18 protein-coding genes are annotated in these 18,051 nt (G+C 47.2%); 8 read left to right on the top strand and 10 right to left on the bottom strand.

What is annotated here, in order from left to right; genetic code table 11:
* Positions 1 to 270: 270 nt before the first annotated feature.
* The 4 genes from B7G66_RS02575 to B7G66_RS02560 all read left to right on the top strand — a co-directional run bounded on the left by B7G66_RS02575 (position 271) and on the right by B7G66_RS02560 (position 5,823).
* On the top strand, positions 271 to 1,752 hold the full coding sequence (locus B7G66_RS02575; protein ID WP_040511156.1) for a M81 family metallopeptidase: 1,482 nt from the start codon (positions 271 to 273) through the stop codon (positions 1,750 to 1,752).
* A gap of 43 nt (positions 1,753 to 1,795) precedes the next feature.
* A complete protein-coding gene (locus tag B7G66_RS02570; RefSeq protein WP_003616517.1) occupies positions 1,796 to 3,133 on the top strand; it encodes a GntP family permease in 1,338 nt (445 codons plus the stop codon).
* 379 nt (positions 3,134 to 3,512) lie between these two features.
* The gene (locus tag B7G66_RS02565; RefSeq protein ID WP_239016119.1) at positions 3,513 to 5,210 is read left to right on the top strand and encodes a Hint domain-containing protein; all 1,698 of its coding nucleotides are present in this window, start codon (positions 3,513 to 3,515) and stop codon (positions 5,208 to 5,210) included.
* 46 nt (positions 5,211 to 5,256) lie between these two features.
* Positions 5,257 to 5,823, top strand: a complete 567-nt coding sequence (locus B7G66_RS02560) for a helix-turn-helix domain-containing protein (RefSeq protein WP_003616521.1) — start codon at positions 5,257 to 5,259, stop codon at positions 5,821 to 5,823.
* A gap of 96 nt (positions 5,824 to 5,919) precedes the next feature.
* Here B7G66_RS02560 and B7G66_RS02555 read toward each other — a convergent pair whose 3' ends face one another.
* The 5 genes from B7G66_RS02555 to B7G66_RS02535 all read right to left on the bottom strand — a co-directional run bounded on the left by B7G66_RS02555 (position 5,920) and on the right by B7G66_RS02535 (position 9,902).
* Positions 5,920 to 6,759: a sulfotransferase gene (locus B7G66_RS02555; protein ID WP_080545481.1), complete on the bottom strand. Its 840-nt coding sequence runs from the start codon at positions 6,757 to 6,759 to the stop codon at positions 5,920 to 5,922.
* Positions 6,760 to 6,869: 110 nt separating this feature from the next.
* Positions 6,870 to 7,583, bottom strand: coding sequence for a helix-turn-helix transcriptional regulator (locus B7G66_RS02550; protein WP_003616525.1), 714 nt, complete (start codon positions 7,581 to 7,583; stop codon positions 6,870 to 6,872).
* A gap of 68 nt (positions 7,584 to 7,651) precedes the next feature.
* On the bottom strand, positions 7,652 to 8,140 hold the full coding sequence (locus B7G66_RS02545; protein ID WP_141313072.1) for a hypothetical protein: 489 nt from the start codon (positions 8,138 to 8,140) through the stop codon (positions 7,652 to 7,654).
* Positions 8,141 to 8,733: 593 nt separating this feature from the next.
* Entirely contained in the window at positions 8,734 to 9,360 is a 627-nt protein-coding gene (locus B7G66_RS02540) for a recombinase family protein (RefSeq protein WP_003616529.1), read from the bottom strand.
* Entirely contained in the window at positions 9,357 to 9,902 is a 546-nt protein-coding gene (locus tag B7G66_RS02535) for a hypothetical protein (RefSeq protein WP_003616532.1), read from the bottom strand. The genes B7G66_RS02540 and B7G66_RS02535 overlap by 4 nt, the downstream gene beginning before the upstream one ends.
* Before the next feature lie 422 nt (positions 9,903 to 10,324).
* Between B7G66_RS02535 and B7G66_RS17090 the strand changes: the two genes are divergently transcribed.
* The 4 genes from B7G66_RS17090 to B7G66_RS02515 all read left to right on the top strand — a co-directional run bounded on the left by B7G66_RS17090 (position 10,325) and on the right by B7G66_RS02515 (position 13,029).
* Positions 10,325 to 11,323, top strand: coding sequence for an ATP-binding protein (locus B7G66_RS17090; protein ID WP_003616534.1), 999 nt, complete (start codon positions 10,325 to 10,327; stop codon positions 11,321 to 11,323).
* Positions 11,324 to 11,428: 105 nt separating this feature from the next.
* Positions 11,429 to 11,671 carry a type II toxin-antitoxin system RelB/DinJ family antitoxin gene (locus tag B7G66_RS02525; protein ID WP_003616537.1) on the top strand — a complete coding sequence of 81 codons (243 nt, stop codon included), beginning with the start codon at positions 11,429 to 11,431 and terminating at the stop codon, positions 11,669 to 11,671.
* A gap of 238 nt (positions 11,672 to 11,909) precedes the next feature.
* On the top strand, positions 11,910 to 12,089 hold the full coding sequence (locus B7G66_RS02520) for a Flp family type IVb pilin (protein ID WP_080545377.1): 180 nt from the start codon (positions 11,910 to 11,912) through the stop codon (positions 12,087 to 12,089).
* A gap of 160 nt (positions 12,090 to 12,249) precedes the next feature.
* Positions 12,250 to 13,029 carry a Flp family type IVb pilin gene (locus tag B7G66_RS02515; protein ID WP_159107945.1) on the top strand — a complete coding sequence of 260 codons (780 nt, stop codon included), beginning with the start codon at positions 12,250 to 12,252 and terminating at the stop codon, positions 13,027 to 13,029.
* 69 nt (positions 13,030 to 13,098) lie between these two features.
* On the opposite strand, the gene B7G66_RS02510 is transcribed toward B7G66_RS02515, so the two are convergent.
* The 5 genes from B7G66_RS02510 to B7G66_RS02485 form a co-directional block, all read right to left on the bottom strand.
* Positions 13,099 to 14,868: a hypothetical protein gene (locus tag B7G66_RS02510; RefSeq protein WP_003616540.1), complete on the bottom strand. Its 1,770-nt coding sequence runs from the start codon at positions 14,866 to 14,868 to the stop codon at positions 13,099 to 13,101.
* Positions 14,868 to 15,266, bottom strand: a complete 399-nt coding sequence (locus B7G66_RS02500; protein WP_003616542.1) for a hypothetical protein — start codon at positions 15,264 to 15,266, stop codon at positions 14,868 to 14,870. Before B7G66_RS02500 ends, B7G66_RS02510 begins: the two co-directional genes overlap by 1 nt.
* A gap of 313 nt (positions 15,267 to 15,579) precedes the next feature.
* Entirely contained in the window at positions 15,580 to 15,999 is a 420-nt protein-coding gene (locus B7G66_RS02495) for a hypothetical protein (protein WP_040510274.1), read from the bottom strand.
* Positions 16,000 to 16,208: 209 nt separating this feature from the next.
* Complete coding sequence (locus B7G66_RS02490) at positions 16,209 to 17,393, bottom strand: DUF4268 domain-containing protein (protein WP_003616545.1); 1,185 nt, start codon at positions 17,391 to 17,393, stop codon at positions 16,209 to 16,211.
* A 39-nt stretch (positions 17,394 to 17,432) separates the two neighbouring features.
* Complete coding sequence (locus B7G66_RS02485; protein ID WP_003616547.1) at positions 17,433 to 17,924, bottom strand: MucR family transcriptional regulator; 492 nt, start codon at positions 17,922 to 17,924, stop codon at positions 17,433 to 17,435.
* Between the last annotated feature and the right edge of the window lie 127 nt (positions 17,925 to 18,051).

The following is an 18,051-nucleotide window of genomic DNA, read 5'->3' as shown; positions in this document are numbered from 1 at the left end:
CCAAAAACTTTTCTTGTTTTTTATCAATGACTTGTTTTCAAACAATCTCTTAAAAAACCTTCCCCGAAAAACTTCCTGTCTTTAGCTGTATTTTCTCCCCAGACTGAATTTTCAAACAGCTTTTTGCGAAGAGGGAAATCATAAGATTCCCGATTGGGAAATTTTCGAAAATATTTGATTTTAAAAATATATTTCATAAAAATTTTCTCAAAAAACTATAAATCATTCCAACACAGAAACAGACCCCCTGATACCCAGAGGAGAATGAACGTGCGCGTGTTTGTTGCCTCACTTGCAACCGAAACCAATACCTTTTCCCCGGTACCAACCGACCTGTCCGCATTCAAAGCTGCGTTCTATGCCCCACCGGGGCAGCATCCTCCCACACCGACACTCTGTTCCGCCGTAGTTCCCGCCCTGCGTTCGCGCAGGGCGGACGGGGATTTCGAACTGGTGGAGGGCACCTGCACATGGGCGGAACCCGGCGGCCTGGTCAAACGCCAGACCTATGAAGAGTTACGTGACGAGATCCTGGAACAGTTACGTGCCGCCATGCCCGTGGATGCGGTGGTCATGGGGTTGCATGGTGCAATGGTCGCGCAGGGTTACGATGATTGCGAAGGAGACCTGCTGTCGCATATCCGCGACTGCGTTGGGCCAGATGTCGTGATCGGGGCGACATTCGACCCGCACAGTCACCTCACCGCACAACGCGTACGCAGCCTGGATGCCATGAATGCGTTCCTGGAATTCCCGCACACTGATTTCATGGAACGCGCACAGCAACTTGTCGATATTGTCCTGCGCGCGGCACGTCGTGACATAAAACCGGTCATTTCGACATTCGACTGCCGGATGATTGACGTCCTGCCCACCAGCCAACAACCATTGCGCGGGTTCGTGGACAGGATCGTAGCGTTACAGGGCACGGGCAGGATCCTGTCCATTTCCCTCATCCATGGGTTCCTTGCGGGGAATGTGGCTGACCTTGGCACACAGGTTGTGGTCGTAACGGACAATGACCCGGACGGCGGCGAGCATCTGGCGCATGATCTGGGCATGGAGGTATTTGGCTTTCGCGGCAGCACGCGCATGCACACCCTGTCCCCCGAACAGGCGATCACACGGGCACGGGATGCGATTGCCGACCCTGCGACCACCGCGCCGGTCGTACTGGCGGATATCTGGGACAATCCCGGGGGCGGCGTCGCGGGGGACGGGACGCTGCTGCTGTCGGCACTGATCGGTGCGGGCATCGACAATGTGGGGATTGCGACGATCTGGGACCCGATCGCCGTCGCATTTTGCAAGGCAGCAGGGATTGGCGCGCGGATTCACCTGCGCATCGGCGGCAAGGCCGGTCCCGGCGGCGGGGACCCGATCGACGCGGATGTCGAAGTGCGCAATGTCGTCGATGCGGCATGGCAGAGCTTTGGCGAAAGCAGGGTTCCACTGGGCGCAAGTGCCGTCATCCGGATTGCTGGCACACATATCGACATCATCGTGAACACCAACCGTACCCAGTGTTTCGAGCCGGACATATTCTCCAACCTTGGCATTGATCCCACCGCCAAGGACGTACTGGTGGTGAAATCCACCAACCATTTCTATGCCGGGTTTATCGGGATTGCCGCCGCAGTCCTTTATGTCGATGCGGGCACGCATTACCCATCCGACCCGAAACGCACCAGATATACCAAGCTGACGCGCGGGATCTGGCCCATCGTGGAAAACCCCCATGACGTGACATGATCGCACACCGCGCATGTGACATTCCCCACCCGGGACCGCCAAGATGCCCTTGACCCATGCCCTTGCCGTCGGGGGATGTGCGATCGGGATGATCATTGTCCTGATCGCCCGCTTTCGCCTGAATGCACTGCTGGTGCTGTTCGGTGTGGCCATCGCGGTCATGCTGGCGACAGGTCACAGCCCGGCGCAGGCCGTGACCACGTTCCAGCACGGGGCAGGCAACGCGCTGGGCAATATCGGATTCCTGATCGCCTTTGGCACCATGTTCGGCAAACTGATTGCGCAGTCGGGGGCGGCCGATACGGTTGCACGCTCGGTCATGCAACGATGTGGCGTACGCAACCTGCACTGGGCCATGGCCGCGACCGGCATGATTGTCGGCCTGCCCATCTTCTTTGACGTGGGGTTTGTCCTGCTGGCCCCGCTGGGCTTCATCGCGGCACAGGAAAGCCGCAGGCCTGTGCTGATGGCCATCCTGCCCCTGGTTGCCAGCCTGTCGATCGCCCATGCGGTCATGCCGCCACATCCGGCCATCATGCTGGCCATCGGCATTTACCATGCCCGCCTGACACTCAATCTCATGCTTGGGCTGCTTGTCATGCTGCCCACGGCAATCCTGTGCGGGCCTGTGTTCGCGCAGTTTGTCATCCGTCACATCGGCACAATTGCGACCAGCCCGATGGAAGCGGAATTCCAGATACGCACCACGCCAGAAATTCATGCTCCGCCGGGGCGCAGCGTGCTGTGCATTTTATTGCCATTCCTGCTGATCGGGGGTGGGCAGGTGCTGGCGGCCATATCCGGCGCAGGGATATGGCATATGCTGGGGCAGGCACTGGGGGAGACGAATATCGCCCTCCTTGTGTCGCTGCTGGCCGTGGCCGTACTGTTATGCAGGCCTGCGGGCATGACACCGCAACAGATTGCCCATGCCCTTCAATCCTGCCTTGCCCCGACGGGATTCGTCATCCTGCTGGTGGGCGCGGGCGGGGGATTCGGACAGGCGGTGATCGACAGCGGCATTTCCGCAGCCCTGACATCCGCGGCCCTGGGCGCGCATATGTCCCCATTGCTGCTGGCGTTCCTGTCGGCTGCGATCATCCGCCTTGCGACAGGATCGGCCACCGTGGCCACCGGCACGGCGGCAAACCTGATCGCACCAGCACTCCCCCACCTGCATGGCGTATCACCGGAACTACTGGTACTGGCAACAGGCGCAGGATCAATCGCCTTTGGCCCGGTTAACGATCCCGTTTTCTGGCAATTAAAGGAATATCTGGGCCTGTCGCTGGCACAGACCTTTGTCGTGTGGTCTGGAACGGAAACACTGATTTCCATTGTCATCTTGTGCCTGACGCTTCTTCTTTCTGCTGCCCTGTAGGAATGCTGCTGTCTTTGGATGGATTTTCAACGGTCCGACCGGACAGTAGATCGGGCTCAATAACATACTGAAATTATAAAGTTTTTTTTGTGAAGCTTTTTCTGAAAAGCTTCAGAAGACACCGCATTTTTGAAAAAAGGCGGCACCCAAAAACTTTTCCTTTTTTATCAATGATCTGTTTTCAAACACTCTCTTACGCCAGAACAGCGGAGAGCGTCGGGCGGGCTGTCCCTGCCTCGTACCATGCGATTCACATAATGATAACATTTCAGGAGCATTATCCTGGTCACGAGTTCCATTCGATACGCTCAGGAATGATGAAATGACCCAACTATTCGGAACGGGAAACAGTGTTACCAGCAGTGGAACATATGACCTTATGCCAATTGCGGTACTTGGTATTCTGGGAAGCGCCGATGCCACGGTATCTTCCTCCACCGGTGCAGAGGTCGATGCCACCATCAACATTACGGGGCTGCTGGACCTTCCGGTCACAGCACTCAGCACCTATACGATCACTGCGGAAAAAAATACTTCCGTCACCGTTTCCGCCGGTTCCGTCGCCATCGGAACCGAAACGATCCTCAATGCGGACGGGGGGACGATCTCGCTGGGTGGTGGACTGCTGAATGCAGCCACAGGCGTGACCATCAATCTGAGCAACGGTGGAACATTCAACGGTTCGGCCGTCATATCGGCCCTGTCTGGTGCGACAAGCAATTTCGAGTCCGGTGGTGGCGTGCTCAACCTGGCTGGCTCCAGCACCGGGCTGGCCCTGCTGTCGGGGGCATCAATCAAAAATTTTGGAACGGGGGATTCGATCATTATCGAATCCAACGGTTCCCCCGCGACCATCAGCAGTGTCAGTTATAATTCCCTGCTGGGAACAACTGACATAACATTTTCAAATAATGACAGTGTAACGCTGACGGGTGAGTACCAGAACACGGACCCGACGGCCTCCAACTATGTCAATGCCGTTGCAGAAAGCGGTGATACAGGCACAGTGATTGTCTGTTTCCTTTCGGGCACCATGATCCAGACCCCGACGGGGGACATCGCGGTCGAGGCCCTTCAGGTTGGTGACGCCATCAACATTTTTGACTGTTCCGTCCCTGCTGGCACAACCCGGAACATCGTCTGGGCAGGACACCACAAAGCCGTGGTGCGGCCCCACCTGCCAGATGATGAAGCCGGATATCCCGTGCGTATCGTCAAGGATGCGATCACCGATGGCGTACCGTACAAGGATATGCTGATCACGGCGGAACACTGCCTGTTCTTTGACGGGAAATTTGTGCCCGTCCGCATGCTGGTGAACGGTCGATCCATTTTTTATGACAAGTCGATCACATCCTATGACTATTATCATATCGAAACCGCACAACATTCCGTCATCATGGCCGACGGTATGCTGAGCGAAAGTTATCTTGATACCGGAAACCGCCGCAATTTCCATCAGGCTGGCAATGTCGTGCGCATCGGGTCGTCACCACGAAATTGGGCCGATGATGCCGCAGCACCATTGGCGGTCAACCGTGATTTCGTCGAACCCCTGTTCCATCGGATCGGGGAACGGGCCATTGCCTCTGGTCATGCGCCCAGGTCCGAACCGCCGATCGTGGAAACCAACGCCGACCTGCACCTGGTTACAAAAACAGGGGCCGTACTGCGCACGATGCGCGAGGCCAATGGCCATGCTTTTTTCATGATCCCACCTGGGATCGAGGAAGTACGGATCATGTCACGCACGGGCCGCCCGTCAGATATGGTTGGTCCTTATGTGGATGACCGCCGCCATCTGGGTGTATTGGTCAGGAGCATCAAACTGTTTGAAGGCAATATCGCCCGTCCCGTTACGTCCCACCTCGCACCCGACGCACCGGCGGGATGGCATGATGGGGGATATATGCCCTGCAAGGAGCCTTGCCGCTGGACAGATGGGCAGGCCACGCTGCCACTTGGGCACCGGCATCCCACATTGATGGGGCTATTGTGCCTCGAAATCATTGCGGGTGGGCCTTATAATGTCGAAAAAGACAATATTCCCCAAAATGATACGCGCCTGACAGCCTGAACAGGACGCCCCCTGTGTTCTCCCACAGGGGGCGATTCACACGATCATGAAGCCTTTATTTACCCTAAAACCCGGACAGACCTGGACCGGTGCCCCCCCACGCAGCGAAGTGCGTGTCATTGACAGTATTGAAAAAAACCATGTCGTCTTTCGCAGGAAAGGAAAACGACGTGCCTTTCTGACCTTGCAGGAAACAACCATCATGGGTTTCCGTAAATGGATCCAGCAAAGTCAGGCCATTTCCGATGATGGGCTGAGCGCAACCGATCTGCACGGTTTTTCACCTTCACGCGAAATCGGGCAACGTATTCAGTTATTGCGCAAGGCTGCGGGATTAAGCCAGAAAGCATTTGCCGAAATGTTGGGTATGTCGCGTGCCGCCGTCTGTTTCTGGGAAACAGGACGTTCCAGCCATATCAGCGAACATGTACCCCGCATTGCGGAAATATTTGGTATCAGCGAAGAAGTTTTCCTAAACGGACAGAATAACGAAACAATACCGATCGAACTTACAAAAGATGAAGAAAATATTATAAAGCTCTATAGATCCCTTTCCATCGAGAACCGTCTTCAGGCGATAAAACGTATGGAAATGCTATATATAAAGGGATAATATCAGGAATTCATAAAATAAATTGAATGTTTTTGAAAAATTTCCATCAAAAAACATTACAATCCCAATATGCGCGGTTCTGTGTTTTTAAAATCATTAGGTAATGACTACCGCCCTTCCGGCTTTTTTCCTCTGGTCACACCAAAAACGATTCCCGGCAAGTTTTGAAACAATATCCGGGGGAAGGACTGGGCGCCGACGCAGAACTTCAACGCGCGGTCTTACTTTATGCAGGCCGGGGGAATTCAGACTTTCATCAAATTTGACGGGTTCTTCGAAATATACATTTTCGAAATCATATTTGCATGCGGGAAGGTTTAATACATCGCCCAGAATACTCGATGTCCTGGCAGGTTCATGAACCAGGACATCGTAATCTACGACAATGAGGTTATGAGCAAAATCGCTATAAAATGCTTCGGTAAAAGCACGCCAACAAAACCCGAATGCCCCATTGGCTGAAAGCAGGGAATACACGCGGCTGTGCAAATTCCCCCTGTGTTCGATCGGGACGATTTTTGAACTTAAAAGAGGGTTTTGCTGCATCACACGTTCAAATGAATCAATAATCCAGACAGGGTCCCTGACACAGAAAATAATCTTTGCTTCTGGGAAAATAGCATTGATCAAACCAAGTCTGGTACACCACAGACGGATATTATCAATAATCACTGACAGATTATTGGCATTCAGGGATGAATCCCCGCCATAATAATTGAACAATATCCCCCGCAGGAGACGATGCCTTGTGTCCCTGTCAAATTCGGTTTGATACTCCCCCTCCACCATAACGGAACTTAATTTTAACATCATGGGAGCAACAGGAGAAATATGCCCTGCTTTGATGATCGTAGGATTCTGTCGAAGCAATGCCGCAAGCAATGTTGAGCCTGAGCGCGGTAATCCAGACATGAAATGCACAGTAGGGACGAGCATGCACATAAAGGCCATTACAGTTGAACCAAGCCTTTATCGTAGTAAAGTCAGTCTTTAAGATCCTCCTACCTGAACAGGTGGCACACATGTTACATGATGTTACATATGCATCAGGGATGAATCAGGCCCAGGTTGATTGCCTGAACAACAGCCTGAATGCGATTATGGGCCCCCAATTTCTGCATGATATTTTTCAGATGATATTTGACCGTATTGTCACTGATATTAAGGATGGAACTGATTTCCAGAGTATTTTTCCCTTGCGCGACCCACAGCAGGCATTCACGTTCCCTGTCTGAAAGGGAACAGTCTTCTTTAGATGTCCCACCATTGGTAATTTGCATGTAGCAGGCGTGATATTGGTTAATCGCGATTTGCAGTATCGTTCGGTCACGAAAATTGATTTCTTTATCATTAGATGCCATTCCGACTAATAACAGCATAGAAGGGGATACCGGCAGGGGAACTGCATATCCGCTTCTAAAGCCGATATCCTGAAATTCTTGCATCATATTTTTTTGGCTTTTATTACGGACACCTACAGATCCCCAGCCATAGGGCAGGAATTCATGCCTGGCAGTTGCGATTACGGGATCTATATTTTGATAACAATTGTCAATATAATGTTGCATCCAGTCATCAGGATACGTACTGTCAATCAGATAGCATTCCGTAACACGGGTTTTATGCACCAGCCCGGCTGTATGAACAAAATGTTTCAGTTTCGTCAATATACTCCGAAATTCCGCATTCAATTGATTTATATTTTCAGAATTCTGCATATTTTCTACTGAATTCAGGGCATCTTCAAACAGGTGTAACATGCGTCATTTCTTTTTGTCGGGACAACATGGAATCAGGCGTGAAATTATACATGATGCGCATTTATCATTTAAAGGAGGATATGCATAAATATTCCAAAAATATCAAAAATGCCCGTTACAATTTGTCGAAGATGAACATCCATATTTCTGCACTGGACGGACACCGTATTTCGTAATGCAGGCACCATGATCCCCACAGGCAGGCTGACACGGGCCTTGAACCACAAGAACGCCTGTTCCAGCGCAACCATCTGGCCCGCCTGCCTTGATGACTCCAGACCAAGCACGCGGCCCAGGACGTCTTTCAGACCAGATCCCATGTATCTGGAACGCACAGGCGTGATCTGGAGGTCCTTCTTCCGTCGGTTACAGATTTCACCCAGCACCATCGCTGAGTAAGCTGCCATCCATATGACTATCCAGAAAATATGCTCTGATGCCACGAGGCTGTATCGTGAACAGGCAACCTGCACAGCCGGTTCTGTGATCGTCCAGTCCCCGCATGGAGTACGTGACACCTGTCCGCTGAAATGCTTTTTTCGTGTCGGCACTAACATGAGGGATCTCCGGCACAAAACGTTTCAAGGCACCAGAACGCATCAGAAACTGCTATTTTGGAAGCTTCCGTTTGATTTTTCGTCTTCCGGGGGATGGCATTGATACCGCCATTGGCACGTATCCCCGTTCCAGGAGACTGTATTTAAAAGACAGGATCAATAATATATTAAAAATAGAAAAGTTTTGGGTGAATTTCGTTGCAACAGTCTGACAAAAATATCGCCTTTTAGGGAAAGATACCCCAAAAACTTTTCTATTTTTTTATCAACAGGCTACTTTCAAACAGTATCTGGACGCATGCGGCCCAGCCAGCACGGAACGAACCTGCATGCGATAAAGCCCCCTGCCTGCTGGCCTTATACCAGTCGCCAGGACTGCGGCCACGGCGCAGGAACCCATCAGGGCAAAACCGTCTTTACCCCGGTGTTGCCGAACCACCCTTCATCACACAGGGCACCTGTGGTGCGAGCTGCGGGACTCGAAAGTCAAGAATCCCGCAGTCGCCTAAATAACATACTGATATTAAAGACTTTTATAATCCTGACGTGAAGGAAATTGTAGAAGACCTTCGTAGAAAATCAAGACCTTTCTGTCAGGAGGCTTCCTGCTTCAGTGTCTCAAAAATACTGGTTTGGCGTGTGAACTGGTTTTTCTGTTGCATGGCCTGAACACGTCTGACCAATGTGGCTAAAGACACGCCAGCAATGGAAGATGCATGTCTGTAGCTTTTTCCAGAGGCTAAAAGGTCCAGAGCATGTTGCACTTTTGCAGAACTGGCTTTGGGTCTGCCTATGGGACGACCTGTTTTCGTTCCGTATTTCTGAGCATGGTCTATGCCACTTCTAATGCGCTCATTAATGGTTTCACGCTCATTCTGGGCAATGACCGACATCAGCAGATAACTGACACGGCTTGACCTGTCTGACGTATCCACACCCTCTGTCAGACTTCTGACTGTTATCCCTTTCTGGTCAAATTCTTCCAGCAATCGTGCGAGATGGGCTGTCCGTCTTCCAAGCCTGTCCACCTTCCAGACTGTCAGAACATCTCCCTTGTTTAACAGAGACAGCAAACTGTTTAACTGTGGCCTGTCTTCTGTTGCACCGGAAATGACATCCATAAAAATTCTTTCTTTTGGAATCCCGGCTTCCAGCAATCGACTGACCTGCATATCAGTCGACTGGTCTCTGGTGCTGACACGTGCATATCCATAAATCATTGCACACCGCCAAAGACATGCAGGGCTGTCACTCTGTCTGCAAGGAAATAGCGGGCCAGATAATCTCCCAATGCATAATCATCAGGAAAGTAGCTCTTCAGGACAGAAGCACAGCTACAATCAAGGTCACGATTGAAATAGGACAGGTGATGTTTGCCATCTCCCTTTATGATTTCAATATCCCTTAAAACACCTTCCAGAAAAGCCACTATGAAAACGGATAACTGATCTTCGCCATATTTTTCAATAATCTGTGGAGCGAGCACGTCCAGAATAGTCTGGATGCCATCAGAATGATATAAATCTAATAATTTATAGGCTTGGTCTTCTATCGTACCTTCAAGCTTGTTGCTTTTGGGATATACAGGGAATTCACGTACTGCGGAAATATAGGCTTCCTGCATTGTCTGTGTAATTTTAGAGGATTGCAGGAATGTCCTGTAGTCTTTGACATATCCTGGTGCGATGTCATCAAACCCTTCAACAGGTGAAAAAATATGATGGACGGTCAGGTTTCCAGTGCGGAATGTAATTTCACTCATAGAATGTCTCCTTAAATTGTTAATCAGGGATTATTTTCTAAAATACTTTTGAATACACAATATTGAATACGATTTTCCCTTTGTATTTACATAATAATGGTTATGTATTCAAAAAGTCAAGTTTTTGAAACAGAATTTATTTAATTATTTTCACTATTACTTAAAAATGGTCTTTTGAGAAAATTTTTCCTATCCCGGCTCTCAGCGCATGGTTTTTGTGGTATCATCCATTCCATGATGAACCGGCGAATATCCTTCCTGATTATTCCCTGACAGCTTTAGCTGTCTGTTCCTCATCCTTCCTTATCCCTGTTCTGTTTTTTATTCTGACAGGACAGGTGCGTTCATTCTCTGGAGGTAGTCTATGACCATACGACCGTCACTCTGCATTTCTTCCCTTCTCACACAACAGGAACAGGCAGATGACCGAAAACAATACTCCCGATACACAGACAGACTCTCTTTCTTCCGAAGCATTCCTTGAAGAGCTTCTGGGCATTGTCCCGGATAAGGAAACCCCTGTTGGTGAACAAAGGTCAGGCTTTACCTGCCTGAAGGTTCTTCCTGAAGACCACAGCTTTCCCGAAAATTCCTCCTCAAGACGCATTGACCGTTTTGCCAGTGTCAGAAGGCTGGAAAACCCTGTCAAACTCCATACCCCCCGCAACTTTGCGACCCTGAAGGCCAGAGTTCTGGAAGCGTGTCCTCATGCTCCACAGGCTGTTGAGGTGCTGGCTTGCAGTGATGAGGAATGGTCTGAATGGGGAAAGGTTGTTCCCATGCGTCCGGTGCTTCTGGTTGGGCCTCCAGGGTGTGGCAAGTCCACAGTGGCAAGGCTTTACCATGAAATGGCTGGCTACCCTGTCAAAACCATCAATGTTTCGGGCATGACAGATGCTCTGTCCCTGATGGGAGTGCATCAGAGTTTTGGAGAAGCCAAGCCTTCTCTGGTCACGGAATTGATGGCCAGCACGGAACTTGCGAACCCCTGCATTATCCTGGATGAAATCGATAAGGCTCCAAGGGGTGGACAGCATGGGAATGTGCAGGATGTCATGCTTCAGTTCCTTGAAGGGATGGAAGCCGGGTCATTCAATGACGTATATCTGAACCTGCCAGTCAATGCGGGTTACGTGCGTTGGGTGCTGACAGCCAATGACCTTTCACAGGTGTCAGAACCTCTCCGTTCCAGATGCAGGATTGTGCTGGTTGACCAGCCAAAAGGTCAGGATGTTATCCTTCTGGCACGCAGGATTATGGCTGAGATTGCCAGAGAACGTGACCTGCTCCCGCAATGGTTCACCCTGAGCCAAGAAGAGGAGGAGCTGGTGCAACGCTACTGCACCAAAGACTTGCGCTCCATGCGTCACTATATTGAAGTCATCATGAAAGACCAGATGACCTATTGGAAGGTAGCCTGATATCAGAGGATGGAATGCCACTCAGTTGGGTGGCATTTTCTGCATGGAAAATCCTGCTGGTTGTATAGTTTTTATGGATATAAAAGCGACACATGGAGGTCTATCATGCTCACACGGGTCAGCTATAAAATTCCCCAGGATATGAAGGATGAGGCTTATGCTGTTCTGAAGTCCATGGGTATCAAGCCCAGTGATGCTATTCGGGACTATTTTGCCTACATTGTGAAAAACCGGGATACACCCGTCAAAAGGGAACTGATGTCAGCGGAAGATCAGGAAACCCTGGCTATCATTCGAGAAAGGAAGCAGAATCCGCTGATGGTCCGGGTTAGTCTTGATGACCTATGAGATTACCAAAAAACGTAAGTAGGCAATAAAAAACCACCAAACTGCTTTCGGGAGGGAGTTTGATGGTCACTTATGTCGCTACAACATAAGATTATTATTTTATACATAAATGATAATGTCAAGAAAATAAATTATAAAAAGTTCGTTTTTCTTGAAAATATGCAAATCAATACAGTATTATGTATTTAAGGCATCATAATAGTATGGTGCTCTATATTAATATTTGGAGGATTTTCATATGAAAACTTTAGTTAAAAATCGTAAAAATGAGATTGGTGCTACAGCTATCGAGTATGGTCTGATTGCTGCCTTAATTTCTGTTGGTATTATTGCTTCTGTTACAACAGTTGGAACGCATTTACAAACTGTATTCGGTGCAGTTGGTTCTGCATTGGGTTCTGCTAACACTGCTGGTTAATCTACAGAAGCAAGCGTTATATGTTATGGGGAACCTTTCGGGGTTCCTTTTTTTATGTCTACAATCTGGAAGAATTTTTCTGAATAGTTCGATATGTTTGAAGTTATTCCTGAATATATATTACAATAAAAATGTATATATACAAAGGAGGATTTCAAATATGATTTATTATAAAAAGAAAATACAGCAGGACGTTGGAGCAACTGCTGTTGAATATGGCATACTTTCTGCCCTGATTGCTGTTGTGACGATTTTAGGTTTACAGGCAACAGGAACAAACCTTGGGACAACCTATTGCACCATAGCCAATCAATTAAGTCAGGCTGTTGGAGCAGGAGCCACAGCATCCGGTTGCTCTGCTACGTCTTCTTCAAGCAGTGCTTCCAGTAGCAGTGCAGATGGTTCTGGTTCCTCTGCTGACAGTAGTAGTTCTAGCAGTTCCAGTGATTCGAGTTCAGATAGTTCTTCCTCATCCAGCACTCAGGTTAAATATAATGCATCTAATAGTTATACAGCAGGAGGATCAAAGTGGGCCTTGGATAATATGTTGGAGTTCGCACAGTTAAATATTCAAAGTATGACAGGAATGTATGATGCTTATGGAAATGAAATTACAAGTCCTGTTCAATTTGCCGAAACCCTTGGTATATCTGCTGAAGATTACCAAGCATTTGCAGATGCCTATAGCTTAATTAGTCCGCATGGCACCGCCACCGATCAAACAAATACAGAAAATAAATTAAAAAGTGATATGGCCAGCAATCCATCCGCTAATATTTATATTCCTGATCTCTCTCAAGTATCTGTAACTGAGCCTGATGGAGAAACAAATCTAACGGCTAAAGGGGCAACTGGATATGCCGGAAATCCGGTATACACAATACACGGTGCAAGCGATTTTAGTCCGCCTTTAATGTTAAACGCACCAACTGGAAATTAAAAATAAAAACCAGCCCACTATTGCTTTCATGAGGGACCTTTCGGGGTTCCTTTTTTATGCGTATTTCATTTACATTTTCAGTGTGTTCCCATGGTTTTCAACGTCTGAATTATTCTGTTTCATCCATGTCATGTGGTCATTTGTATCCTGGAGAATTTTCGCATTTTCCGCGTCCATTCCCCTTTTCTCCCTGTCTATGGCTTTATCTTCCAGATAGTCCACATTTCTGGAAATCATCCGTGTCAGAATATCCTTTTCATGCAGGTTCAGGAAAAACTCAAACGTGATAGGAATCCTGTTCTGTTGGGCATGTAACTTCTGATAATTCCCGTAGGATGCCTTGTATAAAAGATAACTTTCAAACAGGATATTTTCCTGCTGGTCTTCTGACATCATGTTCCATGTCGCATCACTGATGGGAGCAGGAAGCCCAAAATTTATGGCAATGGGATAAGGCTTGTTTCTGATAGTCACAGACCCACCAAAAAACAGGCTCAGGAACAGTTCCACCAGCAAAAGCAGAATATTGCTGTCGATACTGTTGTTCCATTGGTCAAGCCAGTATTGCTGGTCTTTGAGGTTCTGATAGGCTCTGCGATAAAAATACCAGTCTTCCTCTCTGGCCTGTTTCAATCGGGCTTTGATGTCCCTGATATAATCCGGGGTAATTAGAACTACATGGGACAGACGGGCAACGTGGGTGACGCCTCTGTTCAGCTTTCCAGTGCTGACAATCTTTTCAATATCTGGCTTTGTGCTGACAGGATTTGAACCTGTTGCAATGCGATGGTTTCGAGCAACTGCTGTATCTGGTCGATGGGTGAGGGTTTGTCTCCTGTCTGGTTGCTCATCAGGTCGAGTATGTCCTGTGTGTTTCTGTTCGCTCCACAGGCTTCCTGATAGGTCTGCTGGTATAAAGTAATCCTCTTGCCCTGTTCCGAGTTCTGGAATGGTTCTGTCATTGGTTTTTCCTTTCTTCTGAATGTCTGCATAAAATGGGAGGTCATACCCCCTGACGTAGTTCACAGCCTGTTTTGCTGTGATTTTCAGAGGTTTTCCCTCTGCTTTGGAAGCCATGTTGACCAGCCTGTTCAACGCATGAACATTGCCCGTCTGGTCTATGACAACCGGCCCCTTATTCCCCATAGCCAGAGAACAGCCATGAGCCTTTAACTGCTCCATGAGAACAGTCGGGACAAAGCTCTTCCAGCCCTTGAGAATGATGACAGCCAGTCCAGCTTTATCAATATGGGTGCGTTCCTGTTGGGCACGTTCCTGGGGCTTCAGTTTCCCTCTGGTGCGTATTCCTTCCAGTCCTGCATCTCTGAGTAATTGGGCTTGGGCTGTTTTCCCTTCAGCATCCAGAGCCTTGATAACAGCATCATTATGTCTGCCGGACAGGATGGGTTCCCCTGTGCGTATTTCAGCCAGCCGGTTCAGTTTCTCACGTCTGATGAAATCGTTATCCATTCGGATACAGGAACCGGATGACAACAGAAGGGAATACACCCTGTGCTTATGTTCCCGGCCATGTTTGACATGCACAACTTCAGTGAAGGGCTGTTTCTGGAGAGAAAATTCATTTTCATAGGACTTCCAGAAATCAGCCCATTGGTCTGGTGTCCAGTCTTTCGCGGGGTCTGCATGAACATGGTGGAGAGGCTTGGAATGACTGGCATAACTGCCAATATGGGTGAGTTCTTTAATCTGGTCTTTCGTGCCAGTTTCAATCAACCCACGTGATGCACCGACCATGACAGCATCATTCTGACGCTTGTAGTCCAGAAGGTGACGCCATAGTCCTGAGCCACCCTTGCCACGTGTAGCCCCGCTAATCATTATTTTCCTTCAAGCTTCTTGCGGAGCCTGTCCAGATTACGCACGGCTTCACGCACATCAGGGATAAGGGATTCTGCTTCAGCATGAGCCATGACATGACCCTCCTGACGTGATTTGATGGCGTATTGCACCAGTGCCCCACACAGTTCAGCCGTGCTTTCCCTGAGCCTGTAAAGCTCCTTGATGTATTCCGGCTTGGGAGGTGTGCGTGGACTATAGGCTTTAACTGGCTTGACCTTCTGATATGTATCAGAGGGAGAAAGAGCACCTGCCAGACACTCGCGCACAAAACTGTTGGCTGTGATGTCACGCTGTCTGGCATGGTTTGTAATGCACGCATATTGTTCATCATCCAGACGAACCAGTAACGATTTTTTCAGTTTTCTTTTTTCACTCATGCAATGGGTCTCCTGCTTAAATGGGGGTCAACGGGGGAAAAGCATTTTCCCCCTTGCCAGTTACCAGTAGACGCAAAGCGGATACTGGTATGCCTGGCTATATTCAAAAGATAACAAAGGAGATGGCAAACAAGATGAGAAAACATAAACAGGGGTAAAAGGTATTTTGTAGGTCTAATACAGGTGCTTTACATAAAATGTGTTACATACCTGAAAACTTAAACATAATTTTGTGTTGATGTGATTTTATAAAAATAGGGAAACAGTCAACATAAAATATTGTTGATTATGAAGGGGAAAACATAAGGAAAGGTCAAGCGGGACTGCTGTTGACGGCTTCCTGATTTTTCTGTTGGCGTGACTTCCTGCGAACAACCTTGCTGACAGCCTCTTTCAACGCATAGGTATGGTTTTTGAGTTCTGCGAGGTCTTCAGGACTATCCTGGATAACGTCCAACAGGGTTTCAAGGTCTTTGAAGATAACAGGAAGCTTTGTGACCTGATTTCTGACACGTTCTCTGTTCACGGCTTCACTTGTGACACGCCACCATTCCATAACTTCAGCTTTTTCCTGCGTAGTGCATTTATCCAGAATGTCACGGGAAACCATGGAATAGTAGCAGGGGAAAGAACCAAGGGTTTCCTTGATGGCTCGTTTCTTTTCAGGGCTGTATGTCCAACGGCTGATTTCCCATTTGGGTCTTGCTTTATTGTTTAATAGTCGAAATTGCATGATAAAATTCTCCTTATAAAATAAATGGTCAACATTTTATAAATGTGACGATCAAATATAATTATAAGTAAATAATCATAATTATTTCAATGTTTAGAAGCGCAAATCAATTGTTTTTACTTATTTCATATGGGAGTTTGAAAATGTGTGTCTAGGAAGCGGTCAACATGGAGGAATGTTGACCGAGTTAAGAATAAAGTATGGTAAGTTTATTCCATTTGATCTTCTTCCATGTTCAAGGAATCTTCAGAATGACTGTTCTTCATAGCCTGTCCATATTTGTCTAAATATGGAGAAAGAACCTTTTGGAACAATAAAATATTTTCGGCCATCCATTCTACAATGGTAGACCAATTATTTTTATCAAATCCGTCAAATGAATGTGTCAAAACGATACGACTGGATTTTTTGTCGTCCAATCGCTTCCATTCTAATTTTTTTCCGATGGCGTGTTCTATTTCATCTTTATGCTCATAAAATTTATCAAATATAGATTTATTCCATAAAGTATCTCCTCGTGAAAAACTCAATTCAACACGAGACTCAGATTTCCCAAAAACCAAGCTATACGGGCATCCACTCAACCCAGAACCCGCATTAATCCAATGATCTTTCGTAGGGCTTACATTTGAATATAATTCAATATTTTTATTTCTAAAAATTGTTAACAAATGAGACCAGAAATTAAACCTAATTTGATGACGCTCTTTCTGCACTCCTTGAACAGTCGCTTCTTCATTCTCCTTGGATGAGATTCCTATCATATAATCAGTAGCTTCAGGAGGAGGTATGATTAGATCAATATCTAACAGAACGTCATTTTCTAGAGAGAATGGCGTAATTCGAAAGCATTGTATCCTTACCCCTCTACTGATGAGCCATAAAACAGTAGCAGTAACTTCTTTCCTAAAGTGGCCCGCAACAAGCATGATACGCTGACTGTTTCCTGAATTAAGGACAGCTTCATCAATGTCATCAACTTCAAGGAATTCGCATATTTTGTCGGTCGATAATCCACCACCTTCATACGTTACGAGGTATTGTTGGTAGATATCAACAATCTGTCCCTTTGTTAACCTTGAAACATATGCAGTATATTTAAGTGATTGCCAGACAACATCTCGACCGGAATCATCAAGCTTATTTTCAATGATAACCAGATTTCCTGCTTTATCCAAAGCAAGAAGGTCTAGACGTTCTCTTGTGTCATCAAAACCATCAAATTCTTTTTGTATGATTAAGAGGTCTTCTCCCAATGCATTGCTTTGATGAACAAGCCACTCTTGAATATGGTCTCGTTCCTTGAATCCTAAATCACTAAATCTTCTTTTCTTAAGAGGGTTTATACGATTTGTATTGCGATCCACTTTAAAAACATTACTATTTTTATTCACTGCACACCCCAAAAAAATGAGAATAATACTCTTCTAATGTCATTTTTTGTTAACTGATTTCCGTCCGCGTTTCACTTCAGGGATTTTTGTCACTGGAATCAGTTCTCCCTGTGGTTCTATTTCTTCAGCCTCTTTCTTTCCTAAACCGATTTCTTTAGCCAGTTTTGAACGTTGCTCACCATAAGCCGGAGCAACCATTGGATAATTAGATGGCAAGCCCCATTTGGTTCTGTAATCAGCAGGAGTCATGCCAAAAGCTGTCATGAGATGACGTTTCAGCATCTTCAGCTTTTTTCCGTCTTCCAGACAAATAATATAATCAGGGAAGACAGATTTCTTAATAGGAACAGCCGGTGTCAGAACAGAAGATACTTCCTGTTTGTCTTCCACTGAGGTCAAGGCATTATAAACCTGATGGATAAGCTCTGGAATCTGTTCTGTTGGCAATGAGTTACTGGAAAGAAAGGATGCCACGATGTCTGTGGTTAAAACATGTAAAGTGTTTATACCCTTTGTCTCATTATCAGACATAATATTTCTCCAGATATATTATTTAATATAAGAAATCGTCTTACGATACTGCTCGAAAAGGCAATAAGCAAGCAGGTATGATGTTAGAGCCCGATCCGAAAGTTTTTCAAGCTTGACAATGCCTTGC

Source organism: Novacetimonas hansenii JCM 7643 (assembly GCF_000964405.1).
Classification (GTDB): domain Bacteria; phylum Pseudomonadota; class Alphaproteobacteria; order Acetobacterales; family Acetobacteraceae; genus Novacetimonas; species Novacetimonas hansenii.
The sequence above is the reverse complement of the archived record's forward strand: the minus strand, read 5'-3'. Positions and strand labels throughout refer to the sequence as shown.

What these genes read in the sequence shown, in the direction of transcription:
- B7G66_RS02485 (WP_003616547.1), bottom strand. Translation starts at nt 17,924, where the DNA reads ATGTCTGATAATGAGACAAAGGGTATAAACACTTTACATGTTTTAACC.
- B7G66_RS02570 (WP_003616517.1), top strand. Translation starts at nt 1,796, where the DNA reads ATGCCCTTGACCCATGCCCTTGCCGTCGGGGGATGTGCGATCGGGATG.
- B7G66_RS02510 (WP_003616540.1), bottom strand. Translation starts at nt 14,868, where the DNA reads ATGATTAGCGGGGCTACACGTGGCAAGGGTGGCTCAGGACTATGGCGT.
- B7G66_RS02515 (WP_159107945.1), top strand. Translation starts at nt 12,250, where the DNA reads ATGATTTATTATAAAAAGAAAATACAGCAGGACGTTGGAGCAACTGCT.
- B7G66_RS02495 (WP_040510274.1), bottom strand. Translation starts at nt 15,999, where the DNA reads ATGCAATTTCGACTATTAAACAATAAAGCAAGACCCAAATGGGAAATC.
- B7G66_RS02500 (WP_003616542.1), bottom strand. Translation starts at nt 15,266, where the DNA reads ATGAGTGAAAAAAGAAAACTGAAAAAATCGTTACTGGTTCGTCTGGAT.
- B7G66_RS02520 (WP_080545377.1), top strand. Translation starts at nt 11,910, where the DNA reads ATGAAAACTTTAGTTAAAAATCGTAAAAATGAGATTGGTGCTACAGCT.
- B7G66_RS02525 (WP_003616537.1), top strand. Translation starts at nt 11,429, where the DNA reads ATGCTCACACGGGTCAGCTATAAAATTCCCCAGGATATGAAGGATGAG.
- B7G66_RS02540 (WP_003616529.1), bottom strand. Translation starts at nt 9,360, where the DNA reads ATGATTTATGGATATGCACGTGTCAGCACCAGAGACCAGTCGACTGAT.
- B7G66_RS02550 (WP_003616525.1), bottom strand. Translation starts at nt 7,583, where the DNA reads ATGTTACACCTGTTTGAAGATGCCCTGAATTCAGTAGAAAATATGCAG.
- B7G66_RS02535 (WP_003616532.1), bottom strand. Translation starts at nt 9,902, where the DNA reads ATGAGTGAAATTACATTCCGCACTGGAAACCTGACCGTCCATCATATT.
- B7G66_RS02545 (WP_141313072.1), bottom strand. Translation starts at nt 8,140, where the DNA reads ATGTTAGTGCCGACACGAAAAAAGCATTTCAGCGGACAGGTGTCACGT.
- B7G66_RS02560 (WP_003616521.1), top strand. Translation starts at nt 5,257, where the DNA reads ATGAAGCCTTTATTTACCCTAAAACCCGGACAGACCTGGACCGGTGCC.
- B7G66_RS17090 (WP_003616534.1), top strand. Translation starts at nt 10,325, where the DNA reads ATGACCGAAAACAATACTCCCGATACACAGACAGACTCTCTTTCTTCC.
- B7G66_RS02555 (WP_080545481.1), bottom strand. Translation starts at nt 6,759, where the DNA reads ATGCTCGTCCCTACTGTGCATTTCATGTCTGGATTACCGCGCTCAGGC.
- B7G66_RS02565 (WP_239016119.1), top strand. Translation starts at nt 3,513, where the DNA reads ATGCCAATTGCGGTACTTGGTATTCTGGGAAGCGCCGATGCCACGGTA.